This is a genomic window from Methanosarcina sp., from assembly GCF_049706645.1.
GTDB lineage: Archaea > Halobacteriota > Methanosarcinia > Methanosarcinales > Methanosarcinaceae > Methanosarcina.
In genome coordinates this window covers 1-22,552 of the sequence record NZ_JBNAKP010000006.1, presented here as the reverse complement: position 1 = coordinate 22,552, position 22,552 = coordinate 1, and the positions used below count along the sequence as shown (strand labels likewise).

18 protein-coding genes and 1 pseudogene are annotated in these 22,552 nt (G+C 39.9%); 7 read left to right on the top strand and 12 right to left on the bottom strand.

The window, feature by feature from the left end; translation table 11 throughout:
• Positions 1–947 precede the first annotated feature (947 nt).
• From carA to ACPK8D_RS02050, 3 genes are all read left to right on the top strand, one after another.
• On the top strand, positions 948–2,054 hold the full coding sequence (gene carA / locus ACPK8D_RS02060; RefSeq protein WP_424716179.1) for a glutamine-hydrolyzing carbamoyl-phosphate synthase small subunit: 1,107 nt from the start codon (positions 948–950) through the stop codon (positions 2,052–2,054).
• A complete protein-coding gene (gene carB / locus ACPK8D_RS02055) occupies positions 2,054–5,296 on the top strand; it encodes a carbamoyl-phosphate synthase large subunit (RefSeq protein WP_424716178.1) in 3,243 nt (1,080 codons plus the stop codon). Before carA ends, carB begins: the two co-directional genes overlap by 1 nt.
• A 289-nt stretch (positions 5,297–5,585) precedes the next feature.
• Positions 5,586–6,770: an argininosuccinate synthase gene (locus ACPK8D_RS02050; RefSeq protein WP_424716177.1), complete on the top strand. Its 1,185-nt coding sequence runs from the start codon at positions 5,586–5,588 to the stop codon at positions 6,768–6,770.
• A gap of 396 nt (positions 6,771–7,166) precedes the next feature.
• Here ACPK8D_RS02050 and ACPK8D_RS02045 read toward each other — a convergent pair whose 3' ends face one another.
• Positions 7,167–7,715, bottom strand: a complete 549-nt coding sequence (locus ACPK8D_RS02045; protein ID WP_424716176.1) for a hypothetical protein — start codon at positions 7,713–7,715, stop codon at positions 7,167–7,169.
• Positions 7,716–8,094: 379 nt separating this feature from the next.
• Between ACPK8D_RS02045 and ACPK8D_RS02040 the strand changes: the two are divergent.
• Positions 8,095–8,211: pseudogene (locus ACPK8D_RS02040) on the top strand (hypothetical protein); the annotation flags it as partial.
• Positions 8,212–8,234: 23 nt separating this feature from the next.
• On the opposite strand, the gene ACPK8D_RS02035 reads toward ACPK8D_RS02040, so the two are convergent.
• The 3 genes from ACPK8D_RS02035 to ACPK8D_RS02025 form a co-directional block, all read right to left on the bottom strand.
• Positions 8,235–10,811, bottom strand: a complete 2,577-nt coding sequence (locus ACPK8D_RS02035) for a DUF3320 domain-containing protein (RefSeq protein ID WP_424716175.1) — start codon at positions 10,809–10,811, stop codon at positions 8,235–8,237.
• 65 nt (positions 10,812–10,876) lie between these two features.
• On the bottom strand, positions 10,877–13,006 hold the full coding sequence (locus ACPK8D_RS02030) for a DUF4011 domain-containing protein (RefSeq protein ID WP_424716174.1): 2,130 nt from the start codon (positions 13,004–13,006) through the stop codon (positions 10,877–10,879).
• A gap of 780 nt (positions 13,007–13,786) precedes the next feature.
• Positions 13,787–14,482, bottom strand: coding sequence for a hypothetical protein (locus ACPK8D_RS02025; protein ID WP_424716173.1), 696 nt, complete (start codon positions 14,480–14,482; stop codon positions 13,787–13,789).
• Positions 14,483–16,484: 2,002 nt separating this feature from the next.
• Here ACPK8D_RS02025 and ACPK8D_RS02020 point away from each other — a divergent pair.
• Positions 16,485–16,784, top strand: a complete 300-nt coding sequence (locus ACPK8D_RS02020; RefSeq protein WP_424716172.1) for a hypothetical protein — start codon at positions 16,485–16,487, stop codon at positions 16,782–16,784.
• Positions 16,785–17,492: 708 nt separating this feature from the next.
• Here the strand turns inward: ACPK8D_RS02020 and ACPK8D_RS02015 are convergent.
• From ACPK8D_RS02015 to ACPK8D_RS01980, 8 genes are all read right to left on the bottom strand, one after another.
• The gene (locus ACPK8D_RS02015; RefSeq protein WP_048131891.1) at positions 17,493–17,717 is read right to left on the bottom strand and encodes a type II toxin-antitoxin system HicA family toxin; all 225 of its coding nucleotides are present in this window, start codon (positions 17,715–17,717) and stop codon (positions 17,493–17,495) included.
• On the bottom strand, positions 17,718–17,936 hold the full coding sequence (locus ACPK8D_RS02010) for a type II toxin-antitoxin system HicB family antitoxin (RefSeq protein WP_424716171.1): 219 nt from the start codon (positions 17,934–17,936) through the stop codon (positions 17,718–17,720).
• 296 nt (positions 17,937–18,232) lie between these two features.
• Positions 18,233–18,475: a type II toxin-antitoxin system HicB family antitoxin gene (locus ACPK8D_RS02005; protein WP_424716170.1), complete on the bottom strand. Its 243-nt coding sequence runs from the start codon at positions 18,473–18,475 to the stop codon at positions 18,233–18,235.
• A 2-nt stretch (positions 18,476–18,477) separates the two neighbouring features.
• Entirely contained in the window at positions 18,478–18,672 is a 195-nt protein-coding gene (locus ACPK8D_RS02000; protein ID WP_424716169.1) for a type II toxin-antitoxin system HicA family toxin, read from the bottom strand.
• A 49-nt stretch (positions 18,673–18,721) separates the two neighbouring features.
• The gene (locus ACPK8D_RS01995) at positions 18,722–18,925 is read right to left on the bottom strand and encodes a type II toxin-antitoxin system HicB family antitoxin (RefSeq protein ID WP_424716168.1); all 204 of its coding nucleotides are present in this window, start codon (positions 18,923–18,925) and stop codon (positions 18,722–18,724) included.
• Between the two features lie 401 nt (positions 18,926–19,326).
• A complete protein-coding gene (locus ACPK8D_RS01990) occupies positions 19,327–19,509 on the bottom strand; it encodes a toxin-antitoxin system TumE family protein (protein WP_424716219.1) in 183 nt (60 codons plus the stop codon).
• Positions 19,455–19,658: a hypothetical protein gene (locus ACPK8D_RS01985; protein WP_424716221.1), complete on the bottom strand. Its 204-nt coding sequence runs from the start codon at positions 19,656–19,658 to the stop codon at positions 19,455–19,457. Before ACPK8D_RS01985 ends, ACPK8D_RS01990 begins: the two co-directional genes overlap by 55 nt.
• Positions 19,655–19,975 (bottom strand): hypothetical protein, encoded by a 321-nt coding sequence (locus ACPK8D_RS01980; protein ID WP_424716167.1) that lies wholly within the window; start codon positions 19,973–19,975, stop codon positions 19,655–19,657. Before ACPK8D_RS01980 ends, ACPK8D_RS01985 begins: the two co-directional genes overlap by 4 nt.
• Before the next feature lie 449 nt (positions 19,976–20,424).
• Here ACPK8D_RS01980 and ACPK8D_RS01975 point away from each other — a divergent pair, with 449 nt between their 5' ends.
• Positions 20,425–21,711: an ATP-binding protein gene (locus ACPK8D_RS01975; RefSeq protein WP_424716166.1), complete on the top strand. Its 1,287-nt coding sequence runs from the start codon at positions 20,425–20,427 to the stop codon at positions 21,709–21,711.
• 440 nt (positions 21,712–22,151) lie between these two features.
• The gene (locus ACPK8D_RS01970) at positions 22,152–22,457 is read left to right on the top strand and encodes a nucleotidyltransferase family protein (RefSeq protein WP_424716165.1); all 306 of its coding nucleotides are present in this window, start codon (positions 22,152–22,154) and stop codon (positions 22,455–22,457) included.
• The last annotated feature ends 95 nt before the right edge of the window (positions 22,458–22,552 follow it).

Below are 22,552 nucleotides of genomic sequence, written 5' to 3'. Positions count from 1 at the left end.
GAAAAAGCAGTTACTTGATGACCGTTTTTTGAGAAACGATGTTGAACGGGCAACTCTCAGATAAATATTGCTTAGAGTATCAGTAATAGAAAATCAGTTACTAATTATGAATATCAATTTAAAGTGGACAAAAGCTTACAAAATATCTTGAGTTTTATAATATATAACAGTTATACTACCCCAGTCCCACAAACCACAAGCCTTTTGAAAAAAAGTTTGATCAAAAACCCTGGCAACGGCGTGATCAAACGGCGAAATGGTTATGTTTGAGAAATATTTCTAATCCCCAAGCCCTATCCGGCGTGATAAACCGGCGCAACGGTTTCGGCTCAACATTTGCGCTCAAAGGGGCTAATTGTAAAATAATGTAGAAATATTATAGAACATTGGCAGGCGAGAATACAGAATTCGAAAAGTGCTAAATCCGAGAAATGTGAAATCCGATAGATGCAGAATTAAAAAAGCAAGGACACAATTTTTCTGCATTTTCTTTTTCTGCATTTTCCGTGCTTATTAAAGATAGACAAAGCTTTTCCCTTTTCAAGTATAATTCCTTTTTGATACTTCCGCCCCGAGTTTGCTGCCGGATCAGTTGATTAAATGTGGCTGCCAGGGTTTTCGGGGTTTCCCTTAAAACGAGCCTGGAAAAGTCCATTCTGCCGCGCCAAATCTCCTTTGCAGCAAGAATATTGTCAGTCGCGGCAAAGATTCTGAGCGCTTTTGCGTTACCTGAAGATGGTCAGTTTTCGAACAGTTCCAAATTTAGAGAGCTCTTGTTTTACGAAAAAAGTTGTTAAACAGAATGAAGGGGCATGTTTATCCTGCATAGACTTTAATTGAAAGATTTATATATTAAAAGACTTAAGAAATAACTTCAATTAAGGGAATCGAGAAATTCATCGCAACACTTATACATGTCTTATGACATTTACTCGCAGGTTCAGATGATGAAAGCAGTACTAGGCTTAGAAGACGGAACAGTTATTAAGGGCACCGGTTTTGGTGCCGAAGGCACAGCTTGCGGCGAACTTGTTTTTACCACTCAATTCACGGGATATGAGGAGGCTCTGACAGATCCTTCTTACAAGGGTCAGATTTTAATGTTCACTTACCCCCTTATCGGAAACTACGGGGTCAGCGGGGAGCGCGTCCAGTCCGATAACATTCATGCAGAAGGGCTTGTTGTCAGGGAAGCCTGTAAAAAGCCCTATCATTACAAATCATCCCGTTCTATCCACAAATTTTTAGAGGATGAGGGAAAGCCAGGAATTGAAGGCGTGGACACCCGGATGCTCACCATAGGAGCAAGGGAGCGCGGAACCATGCGGGCAGCCCTTATCACTGGCAGTGACGACGGGGAAGAGGCTGTCAATGTGGCAAGGAACTTTCCGCAGATTACGGACGAGGAACTTATCTCCCTTGTAACCTGCAAAGAACCGCGTTTTATTCCCGGAGCCGAGGGCGCCTGGAAAGGAATAAGCAAACGCAAACATGCGGTTGTAATCGACCTCGGGATAAAGCGCAATATCATAAATAACCTGCACAGGCGGGGAATTGATCTCACGCTGGTTCCTGCAACTGCAAAACCCTCGGAAATTGAAAGCTACGACCCGGATCTCCTTTTTATCTCAAACGGGCCAGGCGACCCGGAGAAAGCAAAGGATGCAATCAATGCCGTAAAGGCTTTTGCAGGCACGATTCCGGTCTGCGGGATCTGTTTCGGGCACCAGATTATCTCCCTTGCTATGGGAGCAAGGACTTACAAGTTGAAATTCGGGCACAGGGGAGGAAACCAGCCAGTAAAGGATATGATTGAAAACAGGATTTTCATAACCTCCCAGAACCACGGGTATGCCGTTGATGCGAACTCCCTTGAGGGCACGGGACTCTATGTGAAGTACCTGAACGCAAACGACAAAACCGTAGAAGGGGTTTCCCATAAAGATCTGGACATTTTCAGTGTGCAGTTCCATCCTGAAGCCCAGGCGGGGCCAATGGATACCGAGGAAACGTTCTTTGGCAGGGTTGTAAAGGTCCTCGGAGGTGAAATTTAATGCCTAAACGCGAGGACATTAAGAAGGTTTTGCTTATAGGCTCAGGGCCGATCACTATCGGACAGGCTGCAGAATTCGACTTCTCAGGCAGCCAGGCCTGCAGGTCCTTAAAAGAAGAAGGGGTAAAGGTTGTACTTGTAAACTCAAACCCTGCAACCATAATGACCGATCCTGAAATGGCGGATTCGGTCTATATCGAGCCCCTTGATGCCAGAATCGTAGAGAAAATTGTTGAAAAAGAACGCCCTGACGGCATCATTGCAGGCATTGGAGGACAGACCGGCCTTAATATTACCAGTGAACTTGCAGAAATGGGCGTTTTTGAGAAATATGGGGTTCAGATCCTCGGGACTCCTGTTGAAGCCATTAAAAATACTGAAGACAGGGAACTCTTTAAAGAGACCATGCTCAGGATAGGGGAAAAGGTTCCCTTAAGCCGGGCCGTCAATTCTTTAAAAGAAGCCGAAGAGGTTGTTGAAGAACTTGGCCTTCCTCTCATTGTTCGCCCGGCTTACACCCTTGGCGGGGCAGGAGGCGGAATTGCCCGCACAAAGGAAGAGCTGCTTGAAATCACGGAACGCGGGCTCAGGCGCAGCCGCATTTCCCAGGTGCTCATAGAGGAAAGCGTACTCGGCTGGGCAGAGGTCGAGTACGAGGTCATGAGGGATGCAAACGATACCTGCATCGTAATCTGTAACATGGAAAATATTGACCCCATGGGTGTACATACCGGCGAATCCGCAGTTGTCGCTCCTTCCCAGACTTTAAGCGATGCCGAGCACCAGATGCTCAGGAGCGCCTCAATCAAGATTATCCGTGCCCTCAAGATCGAAGGTGGGTGCAATATCCAGTACGCCTTAAAAGAAGGCGATTACCGTATTGTCGAGGTAAACCCCAGGGTTTCGAGGTCGTCAGCCCTTGCATCAAAGGCTACGGGTTACCCGATTGCCCGCGTAACCGCAAAGATTGCAATCGGAATGACGCTTGATGAGATCATAAACAACGTTACCAAGAGTACTCCTGCTTCTTTTGAGCCGGCTCTGGACTATGTAATTACCAAAATACCCAGGTGGCCTTTTGACAAGTTCGTAACCGCAGACAAGACCCTGACCACAGCCATGAAAAGTACGGGAGAAGTCATGGCAATTGGCAGGACAATTGAAGAGTCCCTGCTGAAGGCTTTCAAGTCACTCGATATCGACTCCCAGTTAGGGATAAAAAGCTGGGAAGAGCCTGAAATCAAAACTCTCCTCAAGACCCCTACAAGCGAACGCCTTTTTGTGATCTTCCATGCGCTTGAGCGGGGCATGTCGGTAAAGGAAATTGCCGAACTTTCAAGCATCAATCCCTTCTTCATCTCGAAGATGAAAAGGATCGTAGACATGGAAAAACGCATCAGGGCAGAAGAATTCACTCCTGAACTTCTGCGCGAGGCAAAAAGGATGGGCTTTCCGGACACCCGCCTTGCAGAACTGACTGGCAGGACAGGGCCGGAAATAAGCGACATCAGGCACGCAGCCGGAATTGTGGCTACTTTCAAGATGGTGGATACCTGTGCAGCCGAGTTCGAGGCAGCTACTCCCTATTACTATTCAACTTACGAGGATGTCTGCGAGACAAACCCCACAGACAGGAAGAAGATTCTCATCCTTGGGGCAGGCCCGATCAGGATTGGACAGGGAATCGAATTCGACTACTGTACCGTTCATGCAGTTACTGCGCTTCGGGAAGAAGGAATCGAGACTCACATCATTAACAATAATCCCGAAACCGTGTCCACAGACTTCGATACCTCGGACAAGCTCTTTTTCGAGCCTCTGACCCTGGAATATGTGATGAATGTAATCGAGCGTGAAAGGCCTGATGGAGTCCTTGTGCAGTTCGGAGGGCAGACCTCGGTGAACCTTGCGATTCCTCTCAAGCAGGAATTGAAGCGCAGAACCGACCTTGATACCGTAATTATGGGCACGGATCCGGATGATATGGATCTTGCCGAAGACAGGGAAAAGTTCTATCTTCTTATGCAGAAACTGGGCATTCCGCAGCCTGAAGGCGGATATGCAACTTCCCAGAAGGAAGCAATCGAGGTTGCAAAACGGATCGGTTTCCCTGTACTTGTGCGCCCCTCCTACGTGCTCGGCGGGCGGGCAATGGAAATCGTATATGACGAAATCGACCTTGAACGCTATATGAAAGAGGCGGTCAGGGTTTCTCCCGAACACCCGATCCTCATTGACGACTTCCTTGAGGCAGCCTGTGAAATCGATGTCGATGCGGTCTGCGACCAGGAAGATGTGCTTATAGGTGCAATCATGGAGCACATCGAGGAAGCAGGCGTACATTCCGGGGATTCAGCCTGTGTAATTCCGCCCCAGACGCTCTCGCCTGAAGTGCTTTCCCAGGTCAGGGACTATACCCGCAAGGTAGCCCTTGCCCTCAGGGTCAAAGGCCTGATCAACCTTCAGATGGCCGAAAAAGGCGGAAAGGTTTTTGTGCTTGAAGCAAATCCCCGTTCAAGCAGGACAATTCCCTTTGTCTCAAAAGCCGTGGGAATCCCGCTTGCAAAGATTGCAGCCAAAGTTATTGCAGGGCACAGCTTAAAGAGCCTGGGCTACACGGACGAACCGAAGCCCAGGCATGTTTCGATTAAAGAAGTCCTCCTGCCCTTCGATAAACTGCCAGGCGCAGACCCTGTCCTTGGCCCGGAAATGAAAAGCACGGGTGAGGTCATGGGTATTGACTACGATTTCGGAAGGGCATATTATAAAGCCGAACTTGCAGCCGATAACGTCCTGCCCCTTACGGGAAAAGTTTTCCTCTCCATAAGGAATGCCGATAAAACCGACCTTGTCGAGGTTGCAAGGAAACTGCAGGCAGCGGGGCTTGAACTTATGGGCACGCAGGGTACTGTTAACTATCTTGCACAGCACGGGGTCTTCATGGACGTGGTAAAGAAAGTCCACGACGGAAGCCCGAATGTGATAGATATGATGCGCAGGGACGAGGTTGACCTTATCATCAACACCCCGACAAGCAAACAGTCCCGCAGGGACGGCTCAAGGATCAGGCGGGCAGCCGTGGATTTCAAGGTCCCCTACATCACCACAATGCAGGCAGCAATTGCCGCAGCCGATGCCATAGAAACCATGAAGAAAGGGCAGGAACTTACGATTAAATCCATCAACGAGTACCACAGAGAGATGGAACAGGAAAACAAAATCGAACCGGCAAAAATCGAGTAAAAATTGGTGAAAGCCAGCAAGAATATAGTAAAGTGAGTAAAAGTCGGAAAGTTCCAAGCCGAAGTTCTGCTCAGATGCTCTGAACCAAAAAGGATGGCAAACCAGCCATCTTTACATATTTATTTTAACTTTCAATCTTATTCATTCCTATTGAATCTTACTGGATCTTACTGGATCTTACTGGATCTTATTCAATCTTATTCAATCTTATTCAATCTTATTAGATCTGTTTCAAGTTACTCATCACTCTTATTTGTCTTAATCCATAAGTTAAAGGGGTAGTAAAAGCATGGCAAAGAAAGTTGCACTTGCATATTCAGGAGGGCTTGACACCTCGGTGTGCATACCCATCCTCAAGGAAAAGTACGGGTACGACGAAGTAATTACAATCTCGGTCGATGTCGGCCAGCCTGAAGAAGAAATCAGGCGGGCTGACGTAAAAGCCGAGAAGATCAGCAACAAGCATTACACAATCGATGCAAAGGAAGAGTTCGTAAGAGACTACATCTTCCCCCTGATCAAAGCCAACGGAAACTACGAAGGCTATGTTATGGGCACGTCGGTTGCCCGCCCCCTGATCGCGAAAAAAGTGGTCGAGGCTGCCAAAAAAGAAGGTGCAGTTGCCCTTGCCCACGGCTGCACAGGAAAAGGCAATGACCAGCTCCGTTTCGAAGCCGTTTTCCGCCAGACCGATATGGACGTTATCGCCCCTATGCGGGAGATGAACCTGACCCGCGAGTGGGAAATCGAGTACGCAAAAGAGCACGGAATCCCGGTAGAAGCCACAAAATCCAGGCCCTGGAGCGTTGACGAAAACATCTGGAGCCGCAGCATCGAAGGCGGCAGGCTTGAAGATCCCTCTTTTGTCCCGCCGGAAGAGATCTACGAGTGGACAACCTCTCCTGAAAAAGCCCCTGACCAGCCCAGGATTCTTGACATCGGCTTCGAAGCAGGAGTCCCGGTCTCCCTTGACGGTGAAAAGCTAGGCGGCTATGACCTCATCAAGAAACTGAATGCCATCGCAGGCGAAAACGGCGTTGGCAGAACCGACATGATCGAAGATCGTGTCCTCGGCTTAAAAGCCCGCGAGAACTACGAGCACCCGGCTGCAACCGTCCTCCTCGCAGCCCACGCCGACCTTGAAAAACTCATCCTCACCCGCGGCGAACTCAAGTTCAAGAAAATCGTTGAAGAACAGTGGTCCGAAATGGCATACGCCGGCCTGGTGGACGACCCCCTCTTTGCCGACCTCAACGCCTTTATCGACAAGTCCCAGGAAAGGGTCACAGGCACAGTGAAAGTGAAGCTCTACAAAGGCGCCCTCATGATCCTTGCCCGCAGTTCACCGAACGCCCTGTATTCTGAGGATCTGGTTTCTTTTGACAGCCAGACCATTGACCAGAAGGATGCAGAAGGGTTTGCGAAGTATCACGGGTTCCAGGCGAGGATGTACAGGAAAGTTATGGAAAAATAAAGTTAAGGTTTGTCTGTTCCTAGAAGAACAGACTTCTCCTCTTTCTATTTTAATACTTTTGTCTTTTAACTGATTTCTTTTTTAGACGAATTCTGAAGCCGATAGTTAATCTACTATCTTTGAGCTTATTCGAAAAGTGGTTAACGGTGTAACTTTTGCAATGTATTAATGCAAAACTGGAACGGATATTCTTATATTATATACCTATTTAGGACTTACGCACTTGAAGTACAAAATCAAGCACATTCGGCGTTGTGACTGATTTAGTGTTTCAAACAGTTAGAGGTTTAATGCCGTTGATTTTTCAGTTCAACCGCGTAAGTCCTACTATTATGACTTTTCAACATGCCGTTATCGACTTTTCGGATAGGCTCTAAGCTTATGTAGCTAATATACTCATTGACTTTCCATTTGTTCTGATAAATATTCTGTCATTCCCAGAAGCACAAATGCCCTCGTTACCAATCCGAAGAATGCACTGTAGAATATTAAAAAAAAGATGTCAACAAATACATAAATAGGATTATCGCTTTCCCAGCCAAAGAGGGGGTAAAAGTCCAAGTGGGTAATAGAAAAATATACAAGGAGGGCTAAAATTCCCAAGAAGAAGGAATTAACCGAATTTTGTTGCATTCGCTTCTCAGTTGAAACACCTTTGAAGTCCTTTTGATTCATTTCCCATTCCGCTTTCAGGAGGCGGCGTTTGCAAAATATATGGAACATTACAAACAAGCAAATCAGCATGGTTATAACGGTAACCTGCTCGGGAGAGAAATACTTCAAAGCACCTTCATCAGGCCATTTTCCCAGAGGAATTATCTTTATTAAAGCATTGGAAAGAGGAAACAGAACGGACACTCCTGCAAGGATGCCCCATAAAGTTTGAAGAAAAGAAATGAATTCTTTAAGCTCCGTTATAACTTTCGAAGTCCCCATATTTCCCATCCCTTTCAATTCTTTTTCTCTTTTGTTGTATTGTTAATTTTTACCTATCCCAGGATGTTTTCCTCCTTTTAATTATATATATTATAATAGATAATATTTACTAACGGGAAATTTATTTTCGCTTTCAAGTGCATAGGTCCTACAAATTTATACATCAGCCCCATAATGATGAACGACCATTTATTTGAATGGATCAAAAAGCTTCAACACCCTTCAAAATAAAAGATCATTTCAACTAAAAGATAGCCCTGTAAAGCATTCTTTCTCCTAAATTTGCAAAATCACGGGCTCTTTGTTCTTTAACTTCTCATTCTTAACAAACGCATTCAGGGAAGATTGAGGCAGAAAGTAGGCAGGAGAAATATATTTCAAATGAATTCTCGACAAGTCCCAGGAAAGGGTCACAGGCACAGTGAAAGTCAGGCTCTGCAAAGGGGCACTTACTATCCTTGCCCGTAGCTCGCCAAATGCCCTGTATTCCGAAGACTTGGTCTCTGTTCGTTTTTTCTAGAGATACGTTTAATGCTGAATAATCTGCTTAGCAATAACAGGCTCCTTAAAGTATATCCTATTATTTGGCGATATTGTTAGACAGTTGTCTTGTACTAGAGACTCAATTATATCATTAATTTTATCTTTAGCATTCTTTCGTACAACTTTAATCCCAAGGACTCGGGCTGTCTGGACTATGAGACCCTCCTGAGCAGTGGAATATTGGTTATTAAGGACAGAAAACACAGCTTGGATAATTTCTTCATCACAAATCCATTCAATTTTTACTGATGTATTTCCGCAACGTTTTCTTAATATATTTTCAGGCTCAGAATCTGGCCAAAGAAAATCACCTCTAACCAATATCTTTTTTGATTGCTCCGCAGATTTAATTGCACTCAGAATCGTGCCTTTTATTATGTTTCCAGCACGTGCAATTCCAAACTGCATTTTAATGCGTTGAATTAGCTCATCTGAATGGACAGGTCCTTCAAAATTAACAATTTTTATAACTATTTGTTCTAACTGAAACCCTGACAATTCGGAAAAATCTTTTGTAGGAATGTCAGATAGTGAACAAATTTTATATTCTTGAATTTCATTTTGAAGTTTTTCCAATGTTTCTGTTTGTGGTGTGAACCGATTAGTTACATCCATTTTTTCATCATCTTCGAAGTCATCTTCACAAATCTCTGAATTACTTTTAGGACTAATTTCTTCTGCTATTTTGTTTAATTTTGTGTTTTCTATAGCTTCCAATAACTTTTTCCCACTTTCTATCGGATGACGATACCAATCTGTTGACCATATCCTGTAAATTTTCCATCCAAGTTCTTCCAATCTTTGTTGACGCAATCTATCGCGATCACGAGCAACAGGAGAGGAATGATACTGTGCACCATCACATTCAATTCCAATGAGATAACATCCACGATTACGCTGATCTACAATTGCAAGGTCGATTCTGTAGCCAGCACATCCAACCTGCTTATGAACTTCATATCCAATGTCTCTCAGGAATTCATAAACGGAATCCTCAAATGGAGAGTCACTATCTTCGCTAGGTCCAGATATTGAAATAAGATTTTTAGTTTCTGCATATTCAAGAAAAGTTTTTAGGGCTTTCAAACCAACTGACGCACTTCCGTCAATACTTAGATCTTTTGCTGTAAAATTCGAGAAAACAATACATTTCTCACGTGCTCTGCTAATCAAAACATTTAGTCTTCTTTCCCCGCCATCCTGATTAAGAGCACCAAAGCTGCGAGATAACTTATGATTAGAATCAAATCCGAAACCTATACTTATTAAAATAATATCTCTTTCATCTCCCTGAATAGTCTCAATATTTTTAACAAAGAAATTTTCTCCTTTTTCATTTGTGAAGTATTTTTCCATTTCAGGATTCTGACGTAAGAGCAGGTCTATTTGCTCTCGTATCGCTTGCTGTTGTTTTGTATTGAATGTTCCCACTCCAATACTTTTAGACGGGAAACGCCTGTAGTGATTGAGAACTGATTTTGCAACTGCACGCGCTTCTCCAAGGTTTGTACTGGTTTTACCTCGGTCGTATACAGTCTCAGGAAGATGTACAAATTTCAATCCGAGATTTTCACTATCATGCATGGGAGAAGGATAAACGTATAGACGATTATCATAAAATTCGTGATTAGAAACTGCAATTAAAGACTCATGTCTACTCCGATAGTGCCAGAGTAGGGACTTTGAAGGAAAACTTCTCTTACACATATTCAGAATGCTTTCCATATCTTTATAATCCGAATCATCATCAAGGTCAGGATCTAAAACTTCGGTAATATGATCAAAAAAGTTTGTTGGGGGAAGTTGACGAGAATCTCCCATCACAACAGCGTGGTTTCCGCGCAGTAAAGCTCCAATTGCGTCTTCAGGCTTAACCTGACTGGCTTCATCAAAAATAATTACATCAAATTTTGTTGTGCTTGGATCAAGGTACTGAGCGACTGAGAGAGGACTCATCATAAAACAGGGCTTTATTTTTTGAATTAAGCCTCCTGCTCTGGTCATGAGTTTTCTAATTGGTAGGTGCCCACGTTTTCGGGTAAATTCTTTTAAGAGAATTCCAGCTTCAGAATCTCCTGAAGCTCCAGAAGATAAATTAGGTCTGTGACAGTATGCTTCATATGCAATACGTTGACGATTTAAGGAAATAACTCTTTTATCAAGCTCTTTGAATTTGTTGATCTTATTATCTTGAAGTTCTTTAACAAATTCTGGAAGGAACTTTTTTTCTCTAAAAATAATTCTCAATAAACTGTCTACGTAGTTACCTTTGAACGTAAACATAAGATCTTCTGCGATAATTTTATCGTTATCAATTAAATGGATTAAAGGTGCTGCAACGGTATGCAAACATTTGTTTCTGTGATTGATGAAATGACTCCATGTGATAAGCGATGACTTTTCGTACTTCCACAAATTTAATTTATTTTTTAGCTCTTCAAATGTAATGTTATCAAAATTCCTCCCAAAGACGGTTTCAAAGTCTGGCTTGGTTAATTTAAACAATGAATTTTGCTGATCTATAAATTTAGCATTTATCTGTTGTATTTTATTAATAGCCAAATTCAAATCTTCTTTGTTAGAGCCTTTGCTTATAATCTCACAAGCATTTTCTGAAAGTGTGCCTTTTAATACACATCTTCTAAAAGAAATAATCTCTTTACTGAGATTTCCAATGATCTGGGATCAGTTTTTTCATTATTCCAATAAATTCCAAAGAGTTTTTTCCCTCTTGGTTGTAAGCTTTTAAAGTTCTCGGTTATCAACTTCAAGTCAGATACATAATCTAAGTCTTCTAAGATTTTTGTATCATCAGAAGGAGGCTTTGAATTATAATAACTTTGAATTTCACGTTTAGTCTTTTTATATTTTGGACTTAAAAACTTTAGAAACTTTGAAGATGATGATTTAAAAGAAGAAACATCGTATTCTAAGATAGAAATTTTAAATCTTCCTTGGACAATTGAGTTTAGCTCTTGATATTTACTTAATTCTGAGATAAGCTCCTCTGCGTTTTTATTTGGAGAGTTCCATTCTGGATTTTTTAGAACTTCTTCATCTATCTGATGCATGGAGACAATAATTTTAGCAGCATCAATTAAAGAAATAAGTTGAGATTCTGACAAAGGAGTGTCAGTTCCAGTAAGATTCACCATTTTTTTAATTAGATATTCTAGATCTGTGACCGACTGCAAAGTCTCATCAATTAATTTAATTAATTCCTCAATGTCAGGAGGCAAAAGATCGTCAGGTTCACAACCTCTCCAAGGGTTAGACAATACTGTATTTATAGAAGGTAAGAATTCGGCCAATTTCTCAAGTGTTGAAATTGCCTTATCCCATTGATCGTTATCCCATTTATCCGGATCGGAAAACTCAATTCTTGGCATTGATCTACTTATTTTAACAAAATAGAGTCGAATTTCTTCTCTTAAACCATATAAATTATATAAAGAAATACCACGTTTTCCAATAGGTTCATGAAGAGCTCTTGCATACTCATTTAATTCTGACTTTAACTGCTCAAGTTTATTAATCTCTTGATCAATATTTACCTGTTTTATTGGAGGTCTGTTTAAAGTGCGTTCAAGTTCAGCCAGTACCTCTTTCTTCTTTGCTTTATTACTGTGAATCTCCAGACACAAATCGCCCAGACCTGTATTATCAATACGAGTTTTCACAACTTGTAAAGCTGCCATTTTTTCACTAACAAACAGTACACTTTTTCCCTGTACCAGTAATTCTGCAATAATATTAGAGATTGTTTGGGATTTCCCAGTTCCTGGAGGTCCTTCTACAACCAGATTCTTTCCAGCTTTTACATCTTCAATAACTGCGATTTGAGAAGAATCCGCATCCATAATATGATAAGTATCTTTTGCAGAAAGTTTTATATCGACATCGTTTTCTGAAAAGCTCTGTAGATTCCTTGGATCTGACTTGGGGTTAAAAATTTGTTCCATAAGAGGATGATTTGCAGGAGATAAATCTCCAGGCCACGCAGAAGGATCCAAGTCCTTATACATAACGAATTTTTTAAAGTTAAAAAAATCAAGTGAAATCTCACTAAGCACGTTCCACTCTTTCTTTTCTGATATAGAATCCACAACGGACTGAAAATATACATCAATACCAGTTTTTTCATCAGGCATTTCAAACTCTGGGAGTTCAACACCTTGTTCAGCAAGCTTTGCCTGCAAGGTGATCGATGTAAAAATGTCATCTCCAGTCCATTGTAGCGTAAATTTACGTCCCACTCCAGGACGTTTAAGTTCGACGGGAACAAGAATTAGGGGAGCTTTATGTACGATATTTGAATCTTGGCTCTCTGTCCAATTTAGAAAACCAAGGGCAAGATACAGTACTGGGTATCCTTGTTCTTCAAATACTGAATTAGCCTTGTTAGCGATGTAGAATAGACGTTTTTCAAGCTCTTCAGGTTCATAAGGAGTATTAAGGTAGTTGTCAAAATAATTCTCTGGCTCTTCATCCTCATTAATTATTGGAGCCCATTTAACATCTGCGTTATCAACTGCTTCAGAGTCAGATTCTAAAGTACTAGAACCCTGATTTTTAGCTGGTAAAAACTTCATCGGCTTTTCTTGAAGGACAAATATGTTGTAAATTTCACGAGGATGTTCGTCTATTATCGATAAAGTTTGACTTTTTGATACTCTATAGTTAATTAAGTTATTTCTTAGAGAAAGATCTAAAAGATTTTGACGCAAGAGATCTAATTCTTTTTCTATATTTGCCATACGAACACTGCCTAATATCTAAATTTGAAAATCAATGATGAGAAAGAAAGAATTATTACCACATTTGTCTTTTTCATACAATTTCTTATAATAAAAATCTTTTTAATCGCAATAAAAATTAGAAATACCTCCCCCACAGGAAAAAGAATCGCTTAATCTAAAGGAGCCCTGCAAAGTACCCCTTCTAAAGCTGCAAAATCGCAGGTTTTTAATTTCTCTTAAATTTACAAACGTGTTCGGGAAAAATTCAGCAGACCGCCGGCAGGAAAAATATATTTCAACTTGCTTATTCCGCAAATCGGGACAGATATGGAGTCATTTTTAGACCCCTGGCTCTCAAAGGCCGACGAAGGAAGCCGGCTTTCTCTTAATAAACGCTGAAAATTGACTTGTATAATATTACGATTATGAGGCAATTAATTGAACCCTCAGAAGTGCTCATAGTACTTTGTTCTAACCTTCTCAGAAATAGTGTAAAATCGTGAAGTTTGTTGAAGAAACTCTTGGAAGAATTCATTACCTCTTCCCCAGGTTACTTGTTTGAAAATTTAGGCTCTTTCTAAATAACTTGCGCCTAGTTTAATATGCTAAACAACACAGATATATGAAAAATGCGATGCCTATAACTTCTAGTGAATCCAAAAAAATCTAAAAAAGTTATTCTAAGCTTTGATATGCCAGCGGTAGTAAAATTGCAAGGCAAACAGAAGAGTGGCTCCATGCAAAACCATTTTTGGTTCTTATATCAGATTTATTTGACATTCTTTTCTTTAAGTAGTGTTAACGATTTATAACATTATACAAATTAAGGTAAAATTTCAAGTATTCCTCGTACTCTATTTGGTCGGCTTTTATTTCTGCAGTTATACGTTCAACTTTACTATTGATTCTTTGGGAGTGAGTAAGGATAAGTTTACAATTCTTCCAATCCAGTTTTATGTTAACGTATTGTACGCCCATGTTAAGATCTAGCACTTCATCGTATGTTTCCCCACGCAATTCCCTATCTAATAATTCGCAATGGACAAGTGCTGGAGATAGATACTTATCTGTATATTCCACGAAAAGTTCAGCTACGTCTAATGCGTCTTCAACCTCTTCTTCGATTGGGTTTTTATATTCATGTTCTAAGAGATTTCTCTTCTTGTTAATTTTATTCAAAATTTTTGGTGAAATTATCCCCATATCGTTTAAGAATTCTATTTTCTTCGGAAATCTCCATCTTTCTTTCTTTGATTTTTTAAACAGTCCGAGTCCAATTAATAGAGAATCTAATTGAGAATCAATAGCTCTTTTAGTATTTGTCAAAGAGTTCAATAGATGGTTATCATATGAAGCTGTTAAGTCAGACTTAGCAAGTCTAAGAAATTCATCTGGTGTTATGCCAAAACCTGTTTTTACAGTTTCATATTCAGAATCTACAGTGACGCCGTTAGTAATATAGAGATTAAGAGACTCCAAATCAAATTCTTTCATATACACCACTGTTGGAAGTTAAATAATAAGATAAATGAAAGTAATAGTTAGGTCTTCAAAATTACTTATGAAACGTAATTATCTTTAGATTTCCAGAGATTAAAAACTACCGAAATCTAGCTTGGATAATACTTTCTTTGCATTCATTTTCTTTTTTGTTGTAATTATAAAGGCTTATACGGATACTATTCTTCTTAGTATATACTCACAATAAACTTGCGTATCCTTTTGTGATTGTATAAAATGAAAAGGTTTTTACATCTGTTTGTAAATTATCCTTTAAGTGCGAATCTCCAAGTATCGACTAAAGAATAAGTAGTTCTTTTGGTTTGAACATGATATTTTCATTTCGTAGCTTCGATTTGAAAAGAGGTGAAAACCATAACGAAAACAGATGTAGAAGGGCTACGTTACATAGCAGTGATCTGTTACTTCATTTCTGTTATTGTTTCGACAATACACGGATAAAGTTACATTCACTGAACGGAGGTTTGCACTTTACTCTTACACATAGAGACACAATTAATCCTAATGCTTCTTTTGATCCATAATTCACTTGAAAAAATCAAGTAGTCGAAAAGCCCTCCCAGCAAAAAAATCACTTCGATCAAAAAAGGCCCTACAAAGTGCCCCTTCTCAAACTTTAAAGGTTTAAGTTTTCAACTTCACTTTGATTCTACAAACGTATTCGGGGAAGATTCCAGCAGACCGCCGGCAGGAAAAATATATTAAAACTGAGTTGAACGTGAAGAAGGGTCCACTTGAATCCGAAAAATCCCTCCTAGTGAAAAAGATCACTTCAATCAAAAAAGGCCCTGCAAAGGGCTCCTTATAAATCTGCAAAAATCGCGGGTTTTCAAGTTCTCTTTATATTGAGGCAGACCGCTGGCAGGAAAAATATATTTCAAATGAATTGGAATTATGAGAAGAGTTTTCATTCCATATTCAGCGGTCCAGTTTCGGATACTTCTGAATACTTAAAACTGGGGAAATGTTTAAAAAATGTTAGAGGAAAGACACTAAATTTTAGTTTCTAATGAGTTCATGCTTATTTATCTGAATTTTAAATTGCCATGTATCTGTCTCAGAATTAGGAGTTTATAACAGGTAATACCCATTTTACCAAAATTGTGAGAATAGCAAATATAATAATAAGCCAAATTACCCAAGCGGGTAAATTTTCGGGTGTGTCAACCATAATAACAGATATTTCAGAATCATATAAAAAGACGTATAGATGGATGACTCCAACTTACCTTTTTAGAATCAATTTTGAGTTACTTGGAAAGGATAATGAGAAATTTTCACCTCTTATTAAGCGATCCATTTTCTGGCTACTTTCTTTAGTCTATAGTTAACTTGAAAAAATCCCTTAAATCAAAAAATCTCTCCCAGAGGGAAAAAATCGCTTAATCTAAAAAAGCCCCGCAAAGTGCCCCTTATAAAGCTGCAAAAATCACGAGTTTTTCAATTTCACTTTTCTTAACATTATCTTAACAAATGTACTCAGGGAAGATTTCAGCAGACCGCCGGCAGGAAAAATATATTCAAACTGAACTGGAAACAGGGAAGATAATCATTTCAAATTCGGCGGTCCAGTTTCGACAGCTTTTCTTGATCCATAATTCACTTGAAAAATGTCACTTCAATCAGAAAAATCCCTCCCCAAAGGGAAAAGATCACTTCGAGCAAAAAGGCCCTGCAAAGTACTCCTTTTAAAACTGCAAAAATCACGGGTTTTTAATTTCTCTTTTCTTACTCTTTTTCTCAAAAAACGTTTTCGGGGAAGATTTAAGCAGACCGCCGGCAGGAAAAATATATTAAAAAATGAATTGAAATGAGTCAAAAAAGCTTCACTAGCCCTCCAAACAAAAGAATCACTTCGAATCTATGCGAAAAATGTTACTATCTACTGTATCTTTTTTGACTTTTCGAATGGCTTAACTCTTCTAGAGTTAGCGATTTAAAAGACTTATAAATAATAAAGCATCGCAGTATACATATGGCTGATTCAATAATTAATCCAAAAAGGATTCGGGATAATGCCCCTCCTCGTAAGTCCATTTCATTAACTGAAGAGGACCTCCTAAGGGTTGCTTACTTGGAGAAAATCTATACAGAACGTTACCCTATGGATGCTCCTTTCAGCTTTTCTAATACGATTTCAAAGGCTATAGAGATTGCCTTTGCTAATGCTTCAAATCCTGAATGGGGTGATTTAGCACAAAAACGGCTGAATGACCTGGATGAGGTGGAAAGGAGATCGTCAAGAATCGGGAAACCCAAACGAAAAAAGAATTAAATGCTCACGGGTATTTTATTTCTCATTCTTAACAAACGTATTCAGGTAAGATTTCAGCAGACCGCCGGCAGGAAAAATATATTTAAACTGAATTTCTTTGAGGACAGATTTTCATTTCGTGTTCAACGGTCCGTTTCTGACGGCTTTTCCTGGCCCATAATTCCCTTGAGAAATGTTGTTTGAATCAGAAAAATCCCCCAAATAAAAAGAATTGCTTAATCTAAAGAAGCCCTGCAAAGTGCCCCTTCTTAAGCTGCAAAAATCACGGGTTTTTGGTTCTCTTTTCTTAACTTTATCTTCAAAAACATATTCGGGGAAGATTTCAGCAGACCGCCGGCAGGAAAAATATATTAAAACTGAACTGAAAACAGGGAAGATTTTCTTTTCGATTTTGGCGGTCCAGTTTCGACAGCTTTTCTTGATCCATAATCCACTAGAAAAATGTCACTTGAATCCGAGAAATCCCCCCCCAAAGGGAAAGATCACTTCGAGCAAAAAAGGCCCTGCAAAGTGCTCCTTTTAAATCTGCAAAAATCACAGATTTTTTGGTTCTTTTTTCCCAATTATTTTTTAACAAACCTATTCGGGGTAGATTTAAGCAGACCGCCGGCAGGAAAAATATATTAAAACTTAATTGGATAAATTGACAAGGAAGATATACCTTCACAAATGGACTTATACGACAAAATGGTTAAACACACAAAGATTTTACTTCAAAAGAGCCTCAAATTCTTCCACTGTCAGTCCTGAAGCTTTAATCAAATTTCTTAAAAGGCCCGGCTTCAATTCCTTGTGCTTCGGGACGGTCAACGTAACTTTCGAACCCTCTTTTCTCAGGACAACGTGACTGCCCACCTGCCGGTGAGGGAGCCAGCCAGCTTTAGAAAAGGCTTTAATTGCCTGCATCCCGGAAATTACAGGAAGTCCAGACATTTAAGCAACCACGTCAACTACTCTGCAGGAGGATTTTCCAATGCATTCTTGCAGTTCATCTTCTGCGAGGGATTCCAGACAAGCCTGAATTGCTTCCTTAATATTTTCAATAGCTTCTTCAACCGTATCTCCCTGCGAAAAACAGCCAGGCAAACCTGGGCAGCTGGCAATAAACCCTCCGGCTTCTTCATCTTCCTCAAGGATAATTTTGAACCGCATAAAACCGATTATGAGGTTTTTACTTAAATTTGTATGGGTAAGGATTTGATGTTTATATTTTTTGACCCATAATCCATTTAAAAAAACGTCGCTTGAATCCTAAAACTTCCCAGAGAAAAAGAATCGCTTAATCTAAAGAAGCCCTGCAAAGTGTCCCTTCTAAATTTGCAAAAATACAGGTTTTTCCATTTCACTTTTCTTATCTCAATAAACGTATTCGGGATAGATTTAAGCAGACCGTCGGGGGGAAATATATTTTAAAGTTACCTAAATAAGTTTAAAATAAAAAATTTAATTCAAACAACTTCAGAACTGGTAGAGGGTTTTTCAGCAATAGCCACATACTCTGCAAAGGATTCTGATTTTGGAATAGGCAAATTATCCTCAAGAAGTCCCTGCACGTGCATTTCAATGGCTTCATATATATTTTTCTCTGCTTCTTCACGAGTAGAACCTGTGGCCACACAGCCCGGAAGATCAGGTGAATATGCTGAATAGTTGTTATTTGCTTTTTCGATTACAACGAGGAAACGATGCATAATTAGTCCTCCATTTTTAACTGCGCTTGTTTTAATACACTATTCAATGTCCCTGGAGCAAGATCATCTCCACTATGGCCTGCAATTGTTACTCTGCCTGGTTTAGTAGGGTGCTTATATTGTCGATGGCTACCTCTTGTTGCAACCAGATGCCAACCATCGGCTTCAAGAAGTTTTATGACCTCACGTACTTTCATTTCAATCTGTCTTCATGGATATTTAAATGTAATTCGAAAACTTGCAGAATTAAGGCAGGTGGAGTTCATTTCCTGATCTGATGACAATCCATTCATCAATAACTTCTTCCAGGTTTCTGCGGCATTCTTCCAGAGTCTTGCCTGTAGTCCATACACCCTCAAGTTCGGGAACTTCTCCATAATAAGGTTCTTCGTCATCTATTATTTCATATTTTGCCTTTTCAAGGGCTGCCTGGATATATTGTATAAGCATAATAAGACTCCTTCATGCCTGAACTCTTACGTATTTAGTTTTATGCTGTCTAGATCTTATATAGATTCTACGGATCGGTTGATTAAGTTTTGGATTCTTGGCACTAAATGGAGGAAGAAATAAGTTAAACTTATCAGCCCTGCAAAGTGTCCCTTATAAAGCTGCAAAAATCACGGGTTTTCAATTTCACTTTTCTCACTATCTCTTACAAACGTACTCGGGGAAGATTTCAGCAGACCGCCGGCAGGAAAAATATATTTAAACTGAACTGATAAAATGAGTGAAATTGCTCACAAGGAAGATCAAAAGAAGATAACTCAGACCTGGGCCTTTCTAAAATGGATTTCTAGTGTAACTAATGAAAAATGATGAGAATCATGGATTTGAACTCAGTAGTTTCTTCACCTCACGGAGAACGTCTTCATAAATACTTCGGGAGATTCTCTGGGTGCTGCTTCATTTCCTTTATGGACATGATAAGGGAACGTTTTTAGATTTTTCCAGTGTGGAGAATTATCCCAACGCTTTATCATTGCATCCTCTTTTTGCAGGTGATAAGAATATCGTCTGAAATAGGGGCCCACACTCTCACTAATCTCCAATAGGTAGCCATCTTGAGAGTTGCTCTTGCTTTTAAAGTCTGGACAGGAGGTTCAACTATTGCTTTGAGAACTTTTAATTCAAGTACAATCTCACTGGATGAAAGAGCAGAAACGATTTTGCTTATAGTCATAAGAACTTTTCCCAATATCGTGATGCTGTGACATAGCTTTCCCAGATTATGAAATCATCCCACTCTTCAAAGTCTTCTTCCTCTACTCTCGATTGGATTCTTTTTTCAAAAGCAGAAAAATCCATACCGTATTTCTGCTCCATTTCAGCTACCTTTTTACCATAGTAATCGATCTTTTGTTCAGCCTGGTCATGCACAAGCCGCTGCAAAGCTTCCTGCTCGTCTTTGTACAGGCTTGCTTTTACCATATCAGTGATAGGCTCAAAGATTTTTCGTGGGATTTTTACATACTCAATAGCATCGCCCAAAAGAACCACCTAATTATGACTTTGTCTTCCATTTCTTAAATATATCTGTTACTCCTACACACTTCTACTTTTAGTTTTCACTATTGATCTGTCCCAATATTGCGATAGAAGTAGTTTTAAGAAGAATTAAGAGAAAATGTGTTTTTTAAATTATCCTGTCAATTTAAAAATATATTTTAATTGAAATGAGCGTAATTGCGGTTTCATCAATTTTGCTTTTCTTAACTTTATCTTAACATACGTGTTCGGGGGAGATTTAAGCAGATTGCGAACAGAAAAAATATATTTCAAATGAATGGGAGGACAAAATAAGAAATCTTCTTTCTTGTTCAACATCCCGATATTTAAAGCTTCAAACCTAACTTCATTTATATAATCGTCATTGTAATGACGATATTTATGGCTGGAATCATCATTGTAATGAAAGATATAAATACCCAACACACAAATATTCCCTTATGAAGCAGCTCATGAAAATGTGGAATCCCTGGTGGACAGAAAGAAAAGTTCCCGCTTCCAAAAAGAGGATCTCACGCCCAGAGACCCTTGAAACAATCCTGAAGCTTCTGGATATAAGGGAGGTTATATGCATTACCGGGGTTAGGAGATGTGGGAAGTCAACTATAATGTACCAGGCAATAGACTACCTACTCGGAAAAGGAGTGGAACCTGAGAATATCCTTTACTTCAACCTCGATGAACCTTTTGAAGACAAAAGCAGAGGGCTGCTCGACAGAATATTTGGGGAATACATAGAGCTTCATGTGCCGAAAGGGAGAAAATATATCTTCTTTGATGAAATCCAGAATATAAAAGGTTGGGAACAGTGGGTCAAAAAGTTCTATGATCTTTATGGGGAAGAAATCAAGTTTGTGCTTACGGGTTCGAACAGCAGCATGCTTTCTGACCAGCTCTCTACCCTTTTGACAGGGAGAATGATCACGCAACATGTGTTTCCCCTTTCTTTTAAAGAGTATCTGGACTTTGAGGGTTTCGAACTAAAAGACCCTGACATTCAGAGAAGCGAAATTCTGCACTATTTTAATAAATATCTCTTTAAAGGAGGTTTTCCCGAAGTTGTCCTTGAAGAGGATATGGACATCAACCACCTAAGGCTAACTGAATACTTCAATAGCATCCTCCTTCGGGACATAGTGGTGGGTCGTAATATCCGGGAAAGTGCAAAACTGATCGAACTTGCAAATTATTCCCTATCAAATGTCTCCACTCTCCTGAGTTATTCAAAAATCTCGAGTGCCACCGGGCTCTCGGTCAACAGCTTGAAAGAATACCTGCTTTATCTGGAACAGGCCTACCTGATATACCAGTTGAACTTCTTCTCATATTCGGTCAAAGATTCAATCTCAATCAAAATGCCCAAAAAGGTTTACTGCATTGATAATGGGCTTCGAAATTCAGCGGCATTCACCTTTTCTGCTGATGAAGGAAGGCTTGCAGAGAACCTGGCTTTTGTAGAGTTGAAGCGGAGAAAAGTAGAATTCTTTTACTGGAAAGAAAAAAGAGAAGTGGATTTTGTCATCAAAGGCAAAGACGGAGCGCTTACAGGTATAAACTGCACCTGTACAGATCATATAAGACACGGAGAAATTAATGCTCTTCTGGAATTCAAGGAGTATTTTGGGGAGAAAGTTTCCAGGTTAATCTTGCTTACAAAGAATCTAGAAAAAAAGGAAAGTGATATCAGCTACGTTCCTCTCTGGAAATGGGTTCTTGGAATCAGATGATTGAAATGGCTTAGATTCTTGCTGAGGATAGGCGGTTAGGAAGATGATTTAGAGTTACCTGAAAAGGATAAGGAGAAGTTTTCACCTCTTTTTAAGCGGTCCATTTTCCGGCTACTTTCTTTAGTTTATGGTTAACTTGAGAGAATCCCTTAAATCAGAAAAACCTCCCCCAGGGGAAAAGAATCTCTTAATCTAAAGAAGTCATGCAAATTGGCCCTTATAAAGTTATAAAAATCACGGGTTTTTCAATTTCACTTTTCTTAACTTTATCTCAACAAATGTATTCGGGTAAATTTCAGCAGACCGCCGGCAGGAAAAATATATTTTTATTCAATTGAAGGTAAATACAGTAAAATTCCGTTCTCCTTCTTTAGTAATTATAAATACTACAATCGCAGATACTATAACGCATTAAAAGGAACCAAACAGAGCCTGAAAAAATGCCAGAAAATCGAAAAGAAGCTGACATCTATATTAGGAAACTCCATGAGATGCTTCCCGAGCTTAAAGAAAAATACCACGTTAGTTACCTGGGGATTTTTGGGTCCTACGTTAGGGGAGAACAGGAACCCGGAAGCGATTTAGATATACTCGTTGAGTTTTCCAGGACTCCTACTATTTTTAAATTTGTCAACCTTGAAAACTACCTTTCGGAAGCTCTGGGCGTTAAGGTAGATCTGGTTATGAAAGACGCGTTAAAGCCAAACATAGGCAAGCATATTCTGAGTGAAGTTGAAGCTGTCTGAAGAGGGATCTAAAATTCGTGAAGTAAAAGATTGTATTCAGGATATCTATGATGCAATGGAAGCAGCAGAGGAATTTGTCAGCGGCTGGACATTTG

Bases quoted from the DNA above. Each gene is read 5' to 3' on its own strand.
- ACPK8D_RS02000 (WP_424716169.1), bottom strand. From the start codon at position 18,672: ATGAAAGTACGTGAGGTCATAAAACTTCTTGAAGCCGATGGTTGGCAT.
- carA (WP_424716179.1), top strand. From the start codon at position 948: ATGAAAGCAGTACTAGGCTTAGAAGACGGAACAGTTATTAAGGGCACC.
- ACPK8D_RS02015 (WP_048131891.1), bottom strand. From the start codon at position 17,717: ATGTCTGGACTTCCTGTAATTTCCGGGATGCAGGCAATTAAAGCCTTT.
- ACPK8D_RS02010 (WP_424716171.1), bottom strand. From the start codon at position 17,936: ATGCGGTTCAAAATTATCCTTGAGGAAGATGAAGAAGCCGGAGGGTTT.
- ACPK8D_RS02020 (WP_424716172.1), top strand. From the start codon at position 16,485: ATGGCTGATTCAATAATTAATCCAAAAAGGATTCGGGATAATGCCCCT.
- ACPK8D_RS02025 (WP_424716173.1), bottom strand. From the start codon at position 14,482: ATGAAAGAATTTGATTTGGAGTCTCTTAATCTCTATATTACTAACGGC.
- ACPK8D_RS02030 (WP_424716174.1), bottom strand. From the start codon at position 13,006: ATGGCAAATATAGAAAAAGAATTAGATCTCTTGCGTCAAAATCTTTTA.
- ACPK8D_RS02045 (WP_424716176.1), bottom strand. From the start codon at position 7,715: ATGGGAAATATGGGGACTTCGAAAGTTATAACGGAGCTTAAAGAATTC.
- ACPK8D_RS01995 (WP_424716168.1), bottom strand. From the start codon at position 18,925: ATGCTTATACAATATATCCAGGCAGCCCTTGAAAAGGCAAAATATGAA.
- ACPK8D_RS01970 (WP_424716165.1), top strand. From the start codon at position 22,152: ATGCCAGAAAATCGAAAAGAAGCTGACATCTATATTAGGAAACTCCAT.
- ACPK8D_RS02005 (WP_424716170.1), bottom strand. From the start codon at position 18,475: ATGCATCGTTTCCTCGTTGTAATCGAAAAAGCAAATAACAACTATTCA.
- ACPK8D_RS02050 (WP_424716177.1), top strand. From the start codon at position 5,586: ATGGCAAAGAAAGTTGCACTTGCATATTCAGGAGGGCTTGACACCTCG.
- ACPK8D_RS01975 (WP_424716166.1), top strand. From the start codon at position 20,425: ATGAAGCAGCTCATGAAAATGTGGAATCCCTGGTGGACAGAAAGAAAA.
- ACPK8D_RS01985 (WP_424716221.1), bottom strand. From the start codon at position 19,658: ATGACTATAAGCAAAATCGTTTCTGCTCTTTCATCCAGTGAGATTGTA.
- carB (WP_424716178.1), top strand. From the start codon at position 2,054: ATGCCTAAACGCGAGGACATTAAGAAGGTTTTGCTTATAGGCTCAGGG.